The sequence below is a fragment of the Winogradskyella poriferorum genome (assembly GCF_050618035.1).
Classification (GTDB): Bacteria; Bacteroidota; Bacteroidia; order Flavobacteriales; family Flavobacteriaceae; genus Winogradskyella; species Winogradskyella poriferorum_A.
Window position 1 is genome coordinate 756,297 of the sequence record NZ_JBODPY010000001.1, and the last position, 16,942, is coordinate 773,238.

Consider the following 16,942-nt stretch of genomic DNA (forward strand, 5'->3'; position numbering starts at 1 on the left):
TTTGAGCCTTGGTTAAAATCGGTGACATAGAATTAGGAGACTTTCCATTACTGTTAGCACCTATGGAGGATGTTAGCGACCCTCCCTTTAGAGCCTTATGTAAAGAGCAAGGTGCAGACGTTGTATATACTGAGTTTGTTTCGAGCGAAGGCCTTATTCGCAACGCTACGAAAAGCGTTATGAAACTCGATATTTATGAAAAAGAAAGGCCAGTCGGTATCCAAATATTTGGAGCCAATATGGATAGTATGCTTCAGACCATAGATATTGTTGAAAAATCAAATCCTGATATTATAGATATAAACTTTGGATGTCCAGTAAAGAAAGTGGTGTCCAAAGGTGCTGGCGCTGGTATTCTTAAGGATATTTGTTTAATGGAGAAGCTTACAGCGGAAATGGTTAAACGGACTAACCTACCAGTTACAGTTAAAACACGTCTAGGCTGGGACCACGATTCTATTAAAATTGTTGAGGTCGCAGAAAGGCTACAAGATGTAGGTATAAAGTCAATTGCAATTCATGGGCGGACAAGAGCTCAAATGTATAAAGGAAATGCAGATTGGAAACCCATTGCCGCAGTAAAGAACAATCCAAGAATGCATATTCCTGTATTTGGCAATGGTGATGTGAATACTCCAGAACGTGCTGCAGAAATGCGTGACGAATACGGTTTAGATGGCGCTATGATTGGAAGAGCGTCCATTGGGAACCCTTGGTTTTTTAAACAGGTTAAGCACTATTTTAATACTGGAGAACATTTACCTCCAATTTCATTGAAGGAACGTGTTGAGGCTGCAAGGCGTCATTTACAAATGTCGATTGATTGGAAAGGTGAGAAATTAGGTGTTTTCGAAACTCGACGACATTATACCAATTATTTTAAGGGGATACCAAACTTTAAGGAGTATAGAATGAAAATGGTAACAAGCGACCATTCAGAAGATGTATTCGCTGCTTTCGATGAGGTTTTAGAAAAATTCTCTTACTATCAGTTCGTTTAATTAGGAACTAATTAATTCTCTATTTATGCGTTGGGACGCAATTCTAGACGCCACTATACCTAGAATAAATAACGTTGCCACTACAATTAAAACATTGATAAGTTTAAGGCGAACTGGATAAGGTAGCTCTGGTGTGAGCATAACCAAATCAAACTGTTGCTGAAGAAAAACGATCACAAGACCCAAAAGTACACCAACAATACCGCTTAAAATTGTCATTAAACTTCCTTGAAAGAAGAAGATAGACTTTATTGATTTTGTTTCTACACCTAAATTAAATAACGTACTAAGGGATTTCTTTTTATCCAAGATCATCATAATTATTGCACCAATCACATTAAAAAGTGCTATTATAATTACTAAGGTAAATATTAAGTAAATCGCTAGGTTTTCAGTATTGAGCATTTTATAAAGCGCGTCATTGAGTTGCTCTCTGTTTTTCATTATAAATTTTGAAGGATAAAGCCTTTCAATTTCCGATTTTACTTGAGCTTCTTTCGAGTTATCGGTAAGCTTTAACTCTATCGCAGAATACTGATTGTCATTATAGTTTAACAGTGATTTGGCAGCAGAAATATCAGCATAGATAAATTCATTGTTTAACTCCTCATTGATATCAAATAGGCCAACATTATTCACATAAATTGAATTATAAGCACCCTTTAATGAACTAAACTGACCTTTACCTGGTTTAGGTACATAAAGCGATAAGGGTTTTAAGTAATCAAATACACCAAAAGATAAATTATTTGAGATTCCCCAACCCGAAACAACATCGTTACTCCCTTCTTCAATCCAATTCCCTCTAGACAGCATAGAGTCTACATGTGTAACACTTAAATAATTTGGGTCTACACCCTTAAGTGTAGCCAATAGATTTTTATTTTCAGATTTAATAATAACTCGTTCTTCAATAATGAATGATGAAGCTTCAATACCATCAATATTATTTAGTACTAAAACAGCTTCTTCAGTAAATTCAAAAGATTTACCACTACTTGGTAAGAGTTTAATGTCTGGATCTACGAACGAAGAAAATTGAAGGCTAAAATCTTTAAGACCTGCAAAAACAGATAAGACTATAAAAAGTGCCGCTGACGCAATTATAACACCACCAGAAGCAATTAAGGTCATAATGTTAATAGCGTTGTTGCTACTTTTAGAAAAAAGGTATCGTTTAGCTATATATAAAGGAAAATTCACTTAAGATTTTTTACGCTTTCCTAACAAATCAGGATTATCTAAAGGGTTATCACCACCCTCTAGAGAACGTTCAATACCATCAATATATTCTAAAGAATCATCTATAAAAAACTCAAGCTGTGGCATGCGTCTTAGTTGGTGTCTTGTACGCTGGGACAGTTCGTGTCTAATTAAAGGCGTATTAGATCTTATACCTTCTAAAAGCTTTTGCGCCTCATTGTTGGGAAATATACTTAGATACACTTTGGCAATAGATAAGTCTACAGTAACACTAACTTTGCTTACAGAAATAATAACTCCTCTAAGACCGCCTTCTGACGCTGCGCGTTGAAGTACGTCAACTAGATCTTGCTGAAGTACGGTTCCTATTTTTTTCTGCCTATTACTTTCCATAGTGCAAAAGTAGATGATATTTAAAGATAATAGTATTTTTATCTAACAAAAATCATGTTTTATAACGCTAGTTATTGCGTTATTTCGAGAACTAAAAATTGATTTAATGAAAAAAATAGAACACATTGGTATTGCGGTTAAAGACATTGATGCTTCAAATGCGCTATTTGCAATGTTATTTGATAAGCCACATTATAAAATAGAAGCAGTGGAAAGCGAAGGTGTGAAAACTTCATTTTTTAAGGCAGGACCTAATAAAATAGAGTTACTACAAGCCACTAATGAAGATAGCCCAATTGCAAAGTTCATTGAAAAAAAAGGTGAAGGGATTCATCATATTGCCTTTGCGGTTGATGATATACATGCTGAAATAGAACGCTTAAAATCAAATGGATTTAAAATGATTCATGAAGTGCCAAAAAAAGGAGCAGATAATAAAATTATTGCCTTTCTACACCCAAAGTCCACAAATGGAGTTTTGGTAGAATTATGCCAGGATATCGAGGATTAAATTGATTTTTTTTTCTTGTAGAGTATTAAAATATATAGTAATATTGCAGACTCTTTAGAGATAAAGTGATTGGCTTTGCCAATAGGTCCTATAACTCAGTTGGTTAGAGTATCTGACTCATAATCAGAAAGTCCCTGGTTCGAGCCCAGGTGGGACCACAAAAAACCCTTCAAATGAAGGGTTTTTTTGTTTTAAAATATGTCATCTTATTAGATAATTATGTCTATTTCATGATTTTTGAAGGGTTATTTCCCTATCAAATTTTAGCACTTCGTCGATAATATTTGCCGTTAAAAGACGTTTTTTGTTATGATTAGTTTTGTTAGCCCGGTTTTTTTGTTACTTTTACAGCGTTAATAGCAATATGGAGAATAAAAATATGTTAGCCTCAATCTTATTTTCTCTCATAGGCTTTTTGTCTATGGCACAGGGAGGGACACCTCCGCCTCCAACACCACCTCCACCACCAGGTCTTCCAATAGATGGTGGATTATTCATTCTTTTTAGTATTGCTGTGGCTTTCGGAATATATAAGAGCCTCCAAATTTCAAATCAAAAAGCTTAATTTCTAAGCTCATTTAAGCGTTTTACATATTTTCCAATCACGTCGAATTCAAGGTTGACTTCGTCTCCAGCTTTTAGATTTTTAAATGTAGTATGTTCGTAAGTGTAAGGGATGATGGCCACAGAAAATTCATTTAACTTAGAATTTACTACAGTAAGGCTTACACCATTTACAGTTATAGATCCTTTTTCGATAGTTACGTTACTTAAAGCCGGATCATATTCAAATGTAAAATACCAACTACCATCCTCTTCTTTAACTCTTGTACAGGTAGCAGTTTGATCCACGTGCCCCTGTACAATATGCCCATCTAACCGATCTCCTAGTTTCATGGCGCGCTCTAGATTAATGGTATCACCAGTCTTTAAGGTTCCTAAATTAGTTTTGTCTAAGGTCTCTTGAATTGCCGTAACAACGTATTCATTATTGTCTATTGCAACGACTGTAAGACAAACACCATTGTGCGCAACACTTTGATCAATTTTTAATTCGTGCGTGACGGTACTAGTGATGGTAAAATGCAGATTACTGCCTTCTTGGTTTATATCATTAACAGTTCCTAAATCCTCTATTATGCCAGTAAACATGGTTGTCCTTTATTTATTTAAATTTGTAGTCGCAAAGTTAAACACAAGGTGCAAATCCATTATTAATTTTAATAAAAAAATAGGATATTCAAATAAGATGAAAAGAGAGGAAAAGATAATCGTAGGAATTTCTATTGGAGACCTTAACGGTATAGGTCCGGAAATTATCATAAAAACCTATGAGGATTCTAGAATGTTAGAGCTTAATACACCTGTTGTTTTTGCATCAGGGAAAACCATGCAATTTTTCAAAAATCACTTTAATAGTAAGATTAATTTTTTCAACATAGACAGTCCTGACCGTATTGTTCATGGGAAAGTTAATGTTGTTAATGTTTGGAAGGAACCTGTAAAAATAGAATTTGGCAAAACCAATCCAAAGATTGGAGCTTATGCCATTAAATCACTTCAGTCAGCAACTAAGGCTTTAAAAGAAGAGAAGATAGATGTTTTAGTAACTGCACCAATAAATAAGCACAATATTCAATCCGATCAGTTTAACTTCCCTGGTCATACAGATTATTTAGCACAAGAACTAGAGGGCAATAGCCTTATGTTTATGGTGTCAAACGGTTTACGCGTGGGCTTATTAACAGATCATATACCTTTAAAAGAGGCTTCTGAGCATATTAATGAGACCCTAATTCGAGAAAAACTAAATACGGTCTTATTGTCTCTTAAACAAGATTTTGCTATTTCCAAACCAAGAGTTGCTGTACTCGCTATTAACCCACATGCTGGCGATAATGGTGTTATTGGAAAGGAAGACGATGAAGTGCTAAGACCCACTTTGGAGAAAATAAGAAATGAAGGCGCTCTAGTATATGGTCCATACTCTGCAGATAGCTTTTTTGGGTCTAATACCTACAAAGCATTTGATGCTATAATTGCATCCTACCACGACCAAGGCTTAATTCCATTTAAAACCTTGGCTTTTGGTGAAGGTGTTAATTATACGGCTGGCCTTAATAGAGTAAGGACTTCACCAGACCATGGTACTGCGTTTGAAATTGCAGGCAAAGGCCAAGCAGATGAAAGTTCTTTTAAGCATGCTATAGATACAGCAATCCAAGTTTTCCGAAACAGAAATGTGCATAAACAATACAGCGCAAATCCATTGGAAAAGGCTTCAAAATAGATATAAACATTTTTTGTTAATATCTAGGGTGAAATAAACAATAAATTTATATATTTGCAGGCTCAAAATGAGTGGGTAATGAAGGCATTGAAAGCATATAATATTCCGTTCACGGGATTAAAAGTTGGAGAACACCATTTTGATTATCAAATAGATAATACGTTCTTTAAGAATTTTGATTATAATGAGTTCAATGATGTTAACGTAAAGGTTGACCTTAAGTTTTTGAAAAAAACAACACTATTAGAGTTGTTTTTTTCTGCAGAAGGTGATGTTAATGTCAATTGTGATTTAACAAATGAACCATACAACCAAGCGATTTCAGATGAGTTTAAACTTGTCGTAAAGTTTGGTGAGGCTTACAACGATGATAATGAAGATATCCTTATTGTACCTCATGGTGAATATGAAATTAATGTAGCACAATACGTATATGAACTTATAATTTTGGCTGTACCTGCAAAACGCGTGCATCCAGGAATAGAAGACGGTACCTTGAAGTCTGAAATTTTATCAAAATTAGAAGAGTTAAGCCCAAAGATGAGCGATGACTCGAGAACATCAGAGGATATTGATCCTCGCTGGAATAATTTAAAAAAACTATTAACGGATAAATAACATTTAAAATGGCACATCCTAAACGTAAAATATCAAGAACAAGAAGAGACAAAAGAAGAACGCATTATAAAGCTTCTGTACCTCAAATAGCTACTTGCCCAACAACTGGTGAGCCACACTTATACCACAGAGCTCATTGGCACGAAGGTAAGCTATATTACAGAGGTCAGGTTTTAATAGACAGCACTTCTGAAGAAGAGAATTTAGCATAACTATTATGCACGCATATAATAAAACGCTCACTTGTGAGCGTTTTTTTTATTTAAATTTTCTGAATAGGGCAAAAACTACTTAATTTGCATAATTATTTGCCAAAAAATGCCGAAAAATGGTTTAAAATGGTCGGTTTTTACCTTTTTTCGATACTTTTAATTAATCTAAAAGCTAATAATGAGTAAAATCACGGCAGCAATTACAGCTGTAGGAGGCTATTTACCGGATTTTGTTTTATCGAACAAAATTCTTGAAACAATGGTAGACACCAATGATGAGTGGATTACCACTAGAACAGGAATAAAGGAGCGCAGAATCCTTAAAGAAGAAGGCAAAGGCACCTCGTTTTTAGCGATTAAAGCAGCAGAAGATCTTCTCCAAAAAACAAACCTAGATCCTAAAGAAATAGACCTAGTAATTGTTTCTACTGCAACTCCAGATATGAAAGCAGCTTCAACTGCAGCTTATACAGCGACCGAGATAGGTGCTGTTAATGCATTCTCTTATGATTTAGAGGCTGCATGTTCTAGTTTCCTTTTCGGAATGTCAACTGCAGCTGCATACATAGAATCTGGCCGATATAAAAAAGTGTTACTTATAGGTGCAGATAAAAATTCATCATTTATTAATTATGAAGATCGTGCCACATGCATAATTTTTGGAGATGGTGCAGGAGCAGTATTATTTGAACCAAATAACGAAGGGCTCGGATTACAGGATGAAATTTTAAGAAGTAATGGTGAAGGAAGAGAATTTCTTCAGGCTACTTATGGTGGTTCTTCATATCCAATAAATGAAAACACTTTCAAAGAAGGGAAGCATTATGTGTTCCAGGATGGTCGTACAGTATTTAAAAATGCGGTCTTTAATATGGCAGATGTAGCTGAACGTATTTTGAAACGTAATAATCTTACTAATGAAGATATATCTTGGTTAGCAGCACATCAGGCCAATAAAAGGATTATTGATGCAACAGCACAACGTATAAATTTAGAAGATGAAAAAGTGATGATGAATATCCAGAAATATGGAAATACAACATCTGCGACTTTACCACTTCTTTTATATGATTATGAATCTCAATTAAAAAAGGGAGATAATATTATTTTCGCCGCCTTTGGAGGTGGTTTTACTTGGGGCTCGATTTATTTTAAATGGGCTTACAATTCTTAACTTTTAAACTAACTAACACAAATTCTAAATACTATGGATTTAAAGGAAATTCAGAACTTAATTAAATTTGTTGCCAAGTCTGGCGCCAGTGAGGTTAAGCTAGAGATGGATGACGTAAAAATCACTATTAAGACTGGCTCGGAAAATGAGACAACTATTGTACAACAAGTCCCTGTTCAAGCAGCAGCACCAGTTGTAGCGCAACCTGTTGCACCAGCACCAGCACCAGCAGCACCTGAGGCACCTAGTGCACCAGCACCAACAAGCGACGATTCTAAATATATCACTATAAAATCACCAATAATAGGAACCTTCTATCGTAAGCCGTCTCCAGACAAACCAGTGTTTGTTGAGGTTGGGTCTGAAGTTAAAGAAGGTGACGTATTGTGTGTGATAGAGGCTATGAAGCTATTTAACGAAATTGAATCTGAAGTAACAGGTAAAATCGTTAAGGTACTTGTAGATGACTCATCTCCAGTTGAATTTGATCAACCATTATTCTTGGTTGACCCTTCATAACAATTGAAAATTCCAATCCACAAATCCAAAACCAGTAATTTGGAATTTGGTGTTTGGAAATTGAATTTTTAAACGAAAAGTTATGTTCAAAAAAATATTAATTGCCAATAGAGGTGAAATAGCATTACGTGTTATTAGAACCTGTAAGGAAATGGGAATAAAGACTGTTGCAGTATATTCTACAGCAGATGCAGACAGTTTACACGTTAAATTCGCAGATGAAGCGGTTTGTATTGGTCCAGCACCAAGTAGTGAATCCTATTTAAAAATGTCTAATGTCATTGCGGCAGCAGAGATAACGAATGCCGATGCTATTCATCCTGGTTATGGATTCTTATCAGAAAATGCCAAATTCTCTAAGATATGCGAGGAACACGGTATTAAGTTCATTGGAGCTTCTGAAGATATGATTTCAAAAATGGGAGACAAGGCCAATGCAAAAGCTACAATGAAAGCGGCTGGTGTTCCTTGTGTTCCAGGAAGTGATGGTGTTATTGAGTCCTTCGAGGAGTGTGAGAAATTAGCAAAGGATATGGGATATCCGGTAATGCTAAAAGCTTCTGCAGGAGGTGGTGGAAAAGGTATGCGTGCCGTATGGAAACCAGAAGATTTACAAGGCGCTTGGGAATCTGCCAAGACAGAATCTAAAGCTGCATTTGGTAACGACGACATGTACATGGAAAAACTGATTGAAGAACCACGTCATATAGAAATTCAGATTGTGGGTGATTCTACAGGAAAAGCATGTCACCTTTCTGAGCGTGATTGTTCTGTACAAAGACGTCATCAAAAACTAACTGAAGAAGTACCTTCTCCTTTTATGACAGATGAGCTAAGGGATAAGATGGGTAAGGCTGCGGTTAAAGCAGCAGAATACATTAATTATGAAGGTGCAGGAACCGTTGAGTTTTTGGTAGATAAGCATAGAAACTTCTACTTCATGGAAATGAATACACGTATTCAGGTAGAGCATCCAATTACTGAGCAGGTTATTGATTTTGATCTTATTAGAGAACAAATTTTGGTGGCGGCAGGAGTTCCTATTTCAGGAAAGAACTACACACCAAACCTACATTCTATAGAATGTCGTATTAATGCTGAGGATCCTTTTAATGATTTTAGACCTTCGCCAGGAAAGATTACAACACTACATGCACCAGGCGGACATGGAGTACGCTTAGATACTCACGTATATGCTGGTTACAGCATTCCACCGAATTATGATTCGATGATTGCTAAGTTAATTACAACAGCTCAAACTAGAGAAGAGGCAATTAACAAGATGAAACGTGCGTTAGATGAGTTCGTTATTGAAGGAATAAAGACAACCATTCCATTCCACAGACAGCTCATGGATCATCCAGATTATTTAGCTGGTAATTATACCACTAAGTTCATGGAAGATTTTAAAATGAAAGAAGATCTTGAAGATTAAATAGAAAGCTCCTAAATTTAGGAGCTTTTTTTATGGTATGAATTTATCCTATTGGGAAATAAAAACGTGGTTAACTGATGTTGATTTTACAATAATTGGTAGCGGTATTGTTGGTTTGAGTTGTGCACTCGAATTACAACAAAACTATCCTAAATCAAAGATTCTTGTTTTAGAAAAAGGCTTATTACCGCAAGGCGCGAGCACAAAAAATGCTGGTTTTGCATGTTTTGGCAGCCTTAGCGAAATCATTGATGATTTAGAACACCATTCAGAAGAAGAAGTTTTTCAATTAGTTTCAAAACGCATTAATGGATTGACGCTCTTAAGAAAGACTTTTGGAGATCAACATTTAGATTATAGACCTCATGGAGGTTATGAATTATTTTTAAATGAAGATGAGGCACTATACCAAAAATGCGTGGCTTCAAAGGATAGAATAAACAAGCTTCTAAAGCCTTTGTTTGGCGAAGATGTATTTTCATTTAAGGACAATACTTTTGGATTCAATCACGTCATAAATAAGTTAGGTTTTAATCAATTTGAAGCCCAAATCGATACTGGTAAAATGATGTCGTCCTTACTTAAGAAGGTCTCTGACGCAGGTATTAAAGTATTGAATAATTGCCATGTGAAAGCCATTGAAGATGGTATAGATTCAGTACAGACTGTTACCAATGCATTTCAATATAAGTCTTCAAAGGTTTTTGTAGCCACTAATGGTTTTGCAGGCCAATTAATAAATGAGAATGTGCAACCAGCACGTGCTCAAGTACTTATAACGAGGCCTATAAATGACCTTAAAATAAAAGGCACCTTCCATTTAGACAGAGGGTTTTATTATTTTAGAAATATTGATAATAGAGTGCTATTTGGAGGTGGTCGGAATTTAGATTTTAAAGGTGAAGAAACCGCAGAATTTGGTGAAACAAAACTAATACAGGACAAGCTAGAAGAGTTATTAAAGACAACCATTATTCCTGATAAAAAGTTTGAAATAGAACATACGTGGTCTGGTATTATGGGCGTAGGAAACCAAAAAAAATCTATAGTTAAACCTCTTAGTAAAAATGTATTTTGTGGCGTAAGACTTGGTGGAATGGGTGTTGCTATAGGTAGTATAGTGGGTAAGGATTTGGCAAATCTAATTGAATGAATTTAAAACAAAAGCTCTTTAACTTAACTCAAGAAACCTTGAGCGAAAGACTGAAAGTTGTTCAAACCACTATTTCAGATATTCAAACTGCTTTACTTTCGGAGACTAAAAGCACGGCTGGCGACAAGCACGAAACAGGCAGGGCAATGTTGCAATTAGAACGAGAAAAAGCAGGACAGCAATTAGCAGAAATTCAAAAGCAATTTGAAGTTTTAAATAAGATTGATCCTAACAAAGAAAATCATGTAGTTGCTCTTGGTAGTATAGTATTTACCGAAAAGGCCAATTATTTTATCAGTACAAGTGTTGGGGAGTTACTGTATGAGGATATAAGATTTTATGCCATATCAATGGCATCACCTATTGCGAGACTCTTGGTTGGTAAAACCATTGACCAAACCTATTTATTTCGAAATGAAAAAATAACAATCACAAAAATTATTTAAAAAGAAGTAATTGCTTTATACACCTTAAAAACTATTGTAACTTCACAAGTAAAAAAGTGTTGTGGTTCGCTCGGTTCAAATTTTAATAATTCTCCTTTCTTTTTTTGGGACTGCTCAGAAGACGAATTCTATAGATTTTGTCATTAGAAATCTAGGTATTAACGTGGATGGTCACTTTAATACTTTTCAAATAAACACAAATTTTAATGCCGAGGGTGAGTTGGTTTCAATTTACGGTAAGATTGATGTTAAATCCATTAAAACAGGAATTGATAGTAGAGACGAACACTTACTAGAGGAAGACTATTTCCATGAAAATAAGTTTAAACACATCACACTTAAAAGCACGTCAATTATAAAGAGTTCGGAGAATAATTACAGAGTATCAGCTGAGCTGTCAATAAAGGGAAAAACTAAGGAAATCAAAATACCAGTTTTAGTCGAAACCATTAAGAACAGTAAGTTGATTACATCTTCTTTTGAGATCAATAGAAGGGATTTTGATGTGGGCGGAAGCAGCTTTGTAATGAGCAAAACCGTAAAAATAGAAGTCAAACAATATCAAGATTTACCATGACCTCTAGGCCTGTTGATGTGGTTATAATTGGTGGTGGATTGGCTGGTTTATGTTGCGCTATCCATCTCTCAAAGCATCAATTCAGAGTAGTCTTAATCGAGAAGAATCACTATCCAAAACACAAGGTTTGTGGTGAGTACGTGTCAAACGAAGTGTTGCCCTATTTAGAGTATCTAGGATTTAATCCGTTTGAGCATGGTGCAAAATCCATAACGAAGTTTGAACTTACAACTCACAATAATAAAAGCATTTCAGCTAAGTTACCTCTAGGCGGTTTCGGGATAAGCCGCTTTAAAATGGACTATGAACTTTATTTACTTGCTCAAAATTCTGGTTTAGAAGTGATTCACGACACAGTTATGGATGTTCAGTTCGAAGAAGATATCTTTAAGACAGCATTAAAGTCAAGCGAATCTCTTTCATCAAAACTTGTGGTTGGTGCTTTTGGAAAACGCTCAAATCTTGATGTCCATTTTAAGCGAGATTTTATTAAAAAGAAATCGCCATACCTAGGAGTGAAAGTGCATTCAAAAGGTGAATTTCCAGACGATAAAGTTGCATTACATAATTTTAGAGGCGGCTATTGTGGTGTATCCAAGGTTGAAAATAATCATATAAACCTTTGTTATATTACCAGCTATGATGCTTTTAAGACATATAAAGATATCGATCAGTTTCAAAAATCTGTGGTATTTAAAAATAGAGCACTCAGCCATATTTTTGAGCAAACCGTCCAAGTATTTGACAATCCCTTAACTATAAGCCAGATTTCTTTCAAAACTAAAAAACCTGTAGAAAATCACATGCTTATGTGTGGAGATTCAGCAGGAATGATTCATCCACTTTGTGGCAACGGTATGGGAATGGCCATACGTAGTGCTAAATTGGCTTCAGATGTAATGATTGATTTTTTGAATAATAAAATTTCAACTCGTCAAAGACTAGAAGACGCCTACACAAAATCATGGAACAAGACATTTGGATTAAGACTTAAAGTAGGACATAGTATCGCTTATTTATTCAGGCAAGATTGGTTGGCGCCAAAATTACTCGTACTTTTAAGAGGGTTACCATTTCTAGTACCTCAAATTATAAGAATGACACATGGTAAACCGATTAAAATGGAATGAGTTTATTTATTGACACAACATACCGGAGCAATGCCACTGAGATAATGGACGATTTTTCTATGAAAGGTGAGCTCTTGCGAGACACACTAGATAAACTTGGAAAAATCAATAAGTGGCTGGGAGGAAACCATGTTACCATAGATGGTGTAAAACAACTTTTAAATAACCAGGACAAAGCAAAAACCTATACCATACTTGATCTTGGATGTGGCCATGGCGATATGTTAAGGCTTTTGGCAGATTATGGAAGAAGTCATGATTTTAAGCTCAATCTTATTGGTATAGACGCTAATGAAGATGCCGTAGCCTATGCACAGGAATTATCTAGTGATTATAGCGAGTTAAGCTTTCAACATCTCGACATTTTTTCTGAAGAATTTAAAAGTTTAGATTTTGATATAGCGCTATCCACGCTTTTTTTACATCATTTTAAGAGCGATGATATTAAAAGGTTATTGAAAGAATTAATTTCAAAAGCAAGTATTGGAATTGTCGTAAACGATTTGCATCGCAGTAAATTAGCCTACGGATTGTTCAAGTTATTAGGCTTGGTTATTTCTAACGATATGATTGTGCAAGATGGCTTAACATCAATTTTAAGAGCCTTTAAGCGAAAAGACCTAGAAAGCTACTCAAATCAATTACAACTCAAATCACAAATCCGTTGGAAATGGGCATTTCGATTCCAATGGTTAATAAGAACTTAAATGGCTGTAAGAATTACGTCGGTTGCAAAGCAACTACCAAAATATACTAGAGAAACAAAAGATATACTGCCTTATGTAGCCCTTTGGTTAGAAGGGCAAGAAGAACGTTTTAAGCGTAAAGTTTTAAAAATCTTCGAGAATGCAGCAGTTGATAAACGTTATTCCATCATGGATGCTCAAGAGGTATTCTTAAAAACATCTTTTGAGGAGAAAAACGATATTTATACGCGAGAATGTGTAAAGTTGGCTGAACAAAGCTTGATCAAAGCTCTAGATAAAGCAAACTTACAACCTTCAGATATTGACTATATTATTACGGTTTCTTGCACTGGTATTATGATACCCTCTTTAGACGCTTTTCTAATAAACAGCCTAAAGATGAAGCAAGATATTGTACGTTTACCAGTTACTGAAATGGGTTGCGCTGCAGGTGTTTCAGGAATTCTATACGCTAAGAATTTTTTAAAGGCCAATCCTTATAAACGTGCTGTGGTTATTGCTGTAGAATCTCCAACAGCAACATTTCAATTAGAGGATTACTCGATGGTAAATATTGTAAGCGCTGCAATTTTTGGAGATGGTTGTGCCAGTGTTATTTTGTCTTCTCACGAAGATGAACAAGGTCCTGAAATTTTAGATGAGGCCATGTACCATTTCTATGATGCGGCTCATATGATGGGTTTTAAATTGCGTAATTCTGGTCTTCAAATGGTATTAGATCAATCGGTGCCACAGACTATTGCTGATCATTTCCCAAAAATTATTCATCCCTTTCTAGAACAGAATCATTTAACAATCGAAGACATTGATCATTTGGTATTTCATCCAGGTGGTAAAAAAATTGTACAGACCGTTGAAGATTTATTTGGAGATTTAGGGAAGAACATAGACGATACTAAAGAGGTGTTGCGTCTATATGGCAATATGAGTAGTGCTACGGTTCTTTATGTTTTAGAACGGTTTATGGATAGAGATTTACCAAAAGGTGATAAAGGATTAATGCTAAGCTTTGGCCCTGGATTTTCGGCTCAGCGCATTTTATTAGAATGGTAATATGAAAGAATTTATAGAAAGAAATGAATGGGCTCTTATTTTAGGAGGCAGTAGTGGTCTAGGATTGGCAACGGCTAAAAAACTAGCACAACATGGCCTAAATGTTTGTATTGTACATCGTAATCCTAGAATGCAACAGGAAGCTATTGCTAAAGAATTTGAAACTATTAAACAAGAGGGTGTTCAATTTAAATCCTTTAATGTTGATGCGTTTAAACCAGATATTCGAAATCAGGTTATTAATGAATTGAAGGTATTTTTTGGAGAGACTCATAAAATCAAAGCCTTAGTTCATAGTGTGGCTAAAGGCAATTTAAAACCTATGGTGTCTGATGAGAATAGTGAACTTAAAACCGATGATTTCATGCTTACGATTCAAGCAATGGGTGTGAGTTTATACGATTGGTTTAAATCCGTTTTTGATGCTCGTTTATTTTCAAAGGATGCACGAATTATTAGTTTCACAAGTGAAGGCAATTCCAAAGCATGGCAGAACTATGCGGCTGTTTCTGCAGCAAAAGTTACTCTAGAGGCTATAACCCGAAACATTGCTCTTGAGTTTGCACCGCATGGAATTAAAGCCAATTGCATACAAGCTGGTGTTACAGACACAACCTCACTAAGATTAATACCTGGTAGTGATGTAATTATTGAACAAAGTGAAAAGCGCAACCCAAACAAACGCTTAACTACACCTGAGGATGTAGCTAATGCTGTTTATTTATTAATTAAGGATGAAGCATCCTGGATTACAGGAGTGATAATTCCTGTTGATGGAGGCGAACATTTAAGATAATATGACCACAGAAGAACTCATACATCTTTTACCATATCAGGACCCGTTTCTTTTTGTAGACGAGATCGATGCCATTTCTAAAGATGGTGTTACGGGAAGCTTTACTTTCAATCAGGAAGCCTTTTTTTATGAAGGGCATTTTAAAAACAACCCAATTACACCTGGTGTTATATTAACAGAATGTATGGCCCAGATTGGACTAGTGTGTTTAGGAATTTATTTGTTGGCAGATGAATTAACTAGTTCTAAACAACCGCAAATAGCTCTAACAGCAAATCAAATGGATTTTTATTTACCCGTTTTACCTGGTGAAAAAGTTACAGTAGTATCTGAGAAAGAGGTGTTTCGGTTTAACAAGTTAAAATGCAAAGTAAAAATGCTGAATAGTAAGGGAGATTTAGTAGCACGAGGATTAATTTCAGGAATGTTGAAGGTATGACGAAACGCGTTGTTATAACAGGTCTAGGAGTGGTTGCGCCAAATGGTGTAGGCGTTGAAACTTTTACACAAGCCCTGAAAAATGGAACCTCGGGTATTTCGTTTCACCAAGAGCTCAAAGACTTAAATTTTTCGTGTCAGATAGGAGGAATTCCTCCAGTTTCGGATGAATTAAAATCAAAATATTTTACAGATCTACAATTACGTGGGTTTAATAGTTCAGGTATTTTATATGGATGCATTGCTGGAATTGACGCATGGAAAGATGCTGGTTTTACTGTTAATAGTGACTCAGAACTCGACTATGAAACAGGTCTCATCTTTGGAACAGGCACTTCAGGTGTGGAAAAATTTCGTGAGGCTATTTACAAATTAGATGATGGTAATGTAAGGCGTCTAGGTAGCACAGTGGTATTGCAAACTATGGCAAGTGGTGTTAGCGCGTATCTCAGTGGTATGTTGGGATTAGGTAATCAAGTCACCACAAATTCGTCTGCGTGTTCTACAGGAACAGAAGCTTTATTATTAGGGTATGACAGGATACAAAATGGGAAAGCCAAGCGTATGCTAGTGGGAAGTTGTAGTGATCATGGACCATATGTTTGGGGAGGTTTCGATGCGATGCGTGTTATGACGTATAAACATAATATGGAACCGGAGAAAGGGTCGCGTCCAATGAGCGCTACAGCATCAGGTTTTGTACCTGGAAGTGGTGCAGGGGCATTGGTTCTTGAATCTTTAGAAAGTGCATTAGAACGTGGCGCAAAGATTTATGCTGAAGTATTGGGTGGTGAGGTAAACTCTGGAGGTCAACGTAATGGAGGTACCTTAACAGCACCTAATGCAGAAGCCGTTCAACGATGTATTTCAAGAGCTGTAGAGAATGCAAAGATTTCAAATGCCGAAGTTGATGTAATCAATGGACATCTTACTGCAACAACTAAAGATGCATTGGAAATTCAAAATTGGTCTCAAGCCTTAAATCGAAGAGGTGAAGACTTTCCATATATAAACTCTACAAAGTCACTAGTAGGTCATTGTTTGGCAGCCGCTGGCGCCATAGAATGTGTAGCAAGTATAATTCAGCTAAAAGAACAGTTTATTGCACCTAGCGTTAACTGTGAAGATTTGCATCCTGAAATTGAGAAATGGTTGCAAAGAGATAAGATACTACAGACATCACAACAGCATGATTTTAATATTATTGCCAAGGCAAGTTTTGGCTTTGGAGATGTTAATGCCTGTGTTTTATTTCAGCGATTTATGGCGTAACTTTGTTTTATAAC

General features: G+C 35.8%; 22 protein-coding genes and 1 tRNA gene. 19 read left to right on the forward strand and 4 right to left on the reverse strand.

The features are described 5' to 3' along the window. The first annotated feature begins 8 nt into the window (after positions 1–8). Complete coding sequence (gene dusB / locus ACRHOC_RS03340) at positions 9–1,001, forward strand: tRNA dihydrouridine synthase DusB (protein ID WP_431157106.1); 993 nt, start codon at positions 9–11, stop codon at positions 999–1,001. Here the strand turns inward: dusB and ACRHOC_RS03345 are convergent, their stop codons facing one another. Next, positions 1,002–2,135 (reverse strand): ABC transporter permease, encoded by a 1,134-nt coding sequence (locus ACRHOC_RS03345; RefSeq protein ID WP_431157107.1) that lies wholly within the window; start codon positions 2,133–2,135, stop codon positions 1,002–1,004. A 69-nt stretch (positions 2,136–2,204) separates the two neighbouring features. Next, the gene (rbfA, locus tag ACRHOC_RS03350; protein ID WP_431157108.1) at positions 2,205–2,597 is read right to left on the reverse strand and encodes a 30S ribosome-binding factor RbfA; all 393 of its coding nucleotides are present in this window, start codon (positions 2,595–2,597) and stop codon (positions 2,205–2,207) included. 106 nt (positions 2,598–2,703) lie between these two features. Between rbfA and mce the strand changes: the two genes are divergently transcribed. Together mce and ACRHOC_RS03360 are read left to right on the forward strand one after the other, a co-directional pair. After that, positions 2,704–3,108, forward strand: coding sequence for a methylmalonyl-CoA epimerase (gene mce / locus ACRHOC_RS03355; protein WP_431157109.1), 405 nt, complete (start codon positions 2,704–2,706; stop codon positions 3,106–3,108). An 84-nt stretch (positions 3,109–3,192) separates the two neighbouring features. Beyond that, positions 3,193–3,266, forward strand: a tRNA-Ile gene (locus ACRHOC_RS03360). Positions 3,267–3,453: 187 nt separating this feature from the next. On the opposite strand, the gene ACRHOC_RS03365 is transcribed toward ACRHOC_RS03360, so the two are convergent. Then, positions 3,454–3,606 carry a hypothetical protein gene (locus tag ACRHOC_RS03365; RefSeq protein ID WP_431157455.1) on the reverse strand — a complete coding sequence of 51 codons (153 nt, stop codon included), beginning with the start codon at positions 3,604–3,606 and terminating at the stop codon, positions 3,454–3,456. Here ACRHOC_RS03365 and ACRHOC_RS03370 point away from each other — a divergent pair. Beyond that, entirely contained in the window at positions 3,605–3,673 is a 69-nt protein-coding gene (locus tag ACRHOC_RS03370) for a hypothetical protein (protein ID WP_431157442.1), read from the forward strand. The two genes, ACRHOC_RS03365 and ACRHOC_RS03370, sit on opposite strands and share 2 nt — an antisense overlap. Here ACRHOC_RS03370 and ACRHOC_RS03375 read toward each other — a convergent pair. Next, positions 3,670–4,260, reverse strand: coding sequence for a riboflavin synthase (locus ACRHOC_RS03375; RefSeq protein WP_431157110.1), 591 nt, complete (start codon positions 4,258–4,260; stop codon positions 3,670–3,672). The two genes, ACRHOC_RS03370 and ACRHOC_RS03375, sit on opposite strands and share 4 nt — an antisense overlap. A 97-nt stretch (positions 4,261–4,357) precedes the next feature. Between ACRHOC_RS03375 and pdxA the strand changes: the two genes are divergently transcribed. The 15 genes from pdxA to ACRHOC_RS03450 all read left to right on the forward strand — a co-directional run bounded on the left by pdxA (position 4,358) and on the right by ACRHOC_RS03450 (position 16,928). Beyond that, positions 4,358–5,398 carry a 4-hydroxythreonine-4-phosphate dehydrogenase PdxA gene (gene pdxA / locus ACRHOC_RS03380; protein WP_431157112.1) on the forward strand — a complete coding sequence of 347 codons (1,041 nt, stop codon included), beginning with the start codon at positions 4,358–4,360 and terminating at the stop codon, positions 5,396–5,398. A gap of 78 nt (positions 5,399–5,476) precedes the next feature. Then, on the forward strand, positions 5,477–6,016 hold the full coding sequence (locus ACRHOC_RS03385; RefSeq protein WP_431157113.1) for a YceD family protein: 540 nt from the start codon (positions 5,477–5,479) through the stop codon (positions 6,014–6,016). Positions 6,017–6,024: 8 nt separating this feature from the next. Further along, entirely contained in the window at positions 6,025–6,228 is a 204-nt protein-coding gene (gene rpmF, locus ACRHOC_RS03390; protein ID WP_224477372.1) for a 50S ribosomal protein L32, read from the forward strand. Positions 6,229–6,406: 178 nt separating this feature from the next. Then, complete coding sequence (locus ACRHOC_RS03395) at positions 6,407–7,402, forward strand: beta-ketoacyl-ACP synthase III (protein ID WP_431157114.1); 996 nt, start codon at positions 6,407–6,409, stop codon at positions 7,400–7,402. Positions 7,403–7,435: 33 nt separating this feature from the next. Next, entirely contained in the window at positions 7,436–7,921 is a 486-nt protein-coding gene (accB, locus tag ACRHOC_RS03400) for an acetyl-CoA carboxylase biotin carboxyl carrier protein (RefSeq protein ID WP_431157115.1), read from the forward strand. 82 nt (positions 7,922–8,003) lie between these two features. Continuing rightward, positions 8,004–9,356 carry an acetyl-CoA carboxylase biotin carboxylase subunit gene (gene accC, locus ACRHOC_RS03405; RefSeq protein WP_431157116.1) on the forward strand — a complete coding sequence of 451 codons (1,353 nt, stop codon included), beginning with the start codon at positions 8,004–8,006 and terminating at the stop codon, positions 9,354–9,356. Positions 9,357–9,393: 37 nt separating this feature from the next. Continuing rightward, on the forward strand, positions 9,394–10,509 hold the full coding sequence (locus ACRHOC_RS03410; protein WP_431157117.1) for an NAD(P)/FAD-dependent oxidoreductase: 1,116 nt from the start codon (positions 9,394–9,396) through the stop codon (positions 10,507–10,509). Next, positions 10,506–10,955: a 3-oxoacyl-ACP synthase gene (locus tag ACRHOC_RS03415; protein WP_431157118.1), complete on the forward strand. Its 450-nt coding sequence runs from the start codon at positions 10,506–10,508 to the stop codon at positions 10,953–10,955. The genes ACRHOC_RS03410 and ACRHOC_RS03415 overlap by 4 nt, the downstream gene beginning before the upstream one ends. 61 nt (positions 10,956–11,016) lie before the next feature. Then, positions 11,017–11,532, forward strand: a complete 516-nt coding sequence (locus ACRHOC_RS03420; RefSeq protein ID WP_431157119.1) for a YceI family protein — start codon at positions 11,017–11,019, stop codon at positions 11,530–11,532. Beyond that, positions 11,529–12,662, forward strand: coding sequence for an NAD(P)/FAD-dependent oxidoreductase (locus tag ACRHOC_RS03425; RefSeq protein ID WP_431157120.1), 1,134 nt, complete (start codon positions 11,529–11,531; stop codon positions 12,660–12,662). The genes ACRHOC_RS03420 and ACRHOC_RS03425 overlap by 4 nt, the downstream gene beginning before the upstream one ends. Beyond that, entirely contained in the window at positions 12,659–13,369 is a 711-nt protein-coding gene (locus ACRHOC_RS03430; protein ID WP_431157121.1) for a methyltransferase domain-containing protein, read from the forward strand. Before ACRHOC_RS03425 ends, ACRHOC_RS03430 begins: the two co-directional genes overlap by 4 nt. Beyond that, entirely contained in the window at positions 13,370–14,422 is a 1,053-nt protein-coding gene (locus ACRHOC_RS03435; RefSeq protein WP_431157122.1) for a type III polyketide synthase, read from the forward strand. 1 nt (position 14,423) lies between these two features. After that, complete coding sequence (locus ACRHOC_RS03440; protein WP_431157123.1) at positions 14,424–15,218, forward strand: enoyl-ACP reductase FabI; 795 nt, start codon at positions 14,424–14,426, stop codon at positions 15,216–15,218. 1 nt (position 15,219) lies between these two features. Next, complete coding sequence (locus ACRHOC_RS03445) at positions 15,220–15,657, forward strand: 3-hydroxyacyl-ACP dehydratase FabZ family protein (RefSeq protein WP_431157124.1); 438 nt, start codon at positions 15,220–15,222, stop codon at positions 15,655–15,657. Next, a complete protein-coding gene (locus ACRHOC_RS03450) occupies positions 15,654–16,928 on the forward strand; it encodes a beta-ketoacyl-[acyl-carrier-protein] synthase family protein (RefSeq protein WP_431157125.1) in 1,275 nt (424 codons plus the stop codon). The genes ACRHOC_RS03445 and ACRHOC_RS03450 overlap by 4 nt, the downstream gene beginning before the upstream one ends. Positions 16,929–16,942 lie beyond the last annotated feature (14 nt).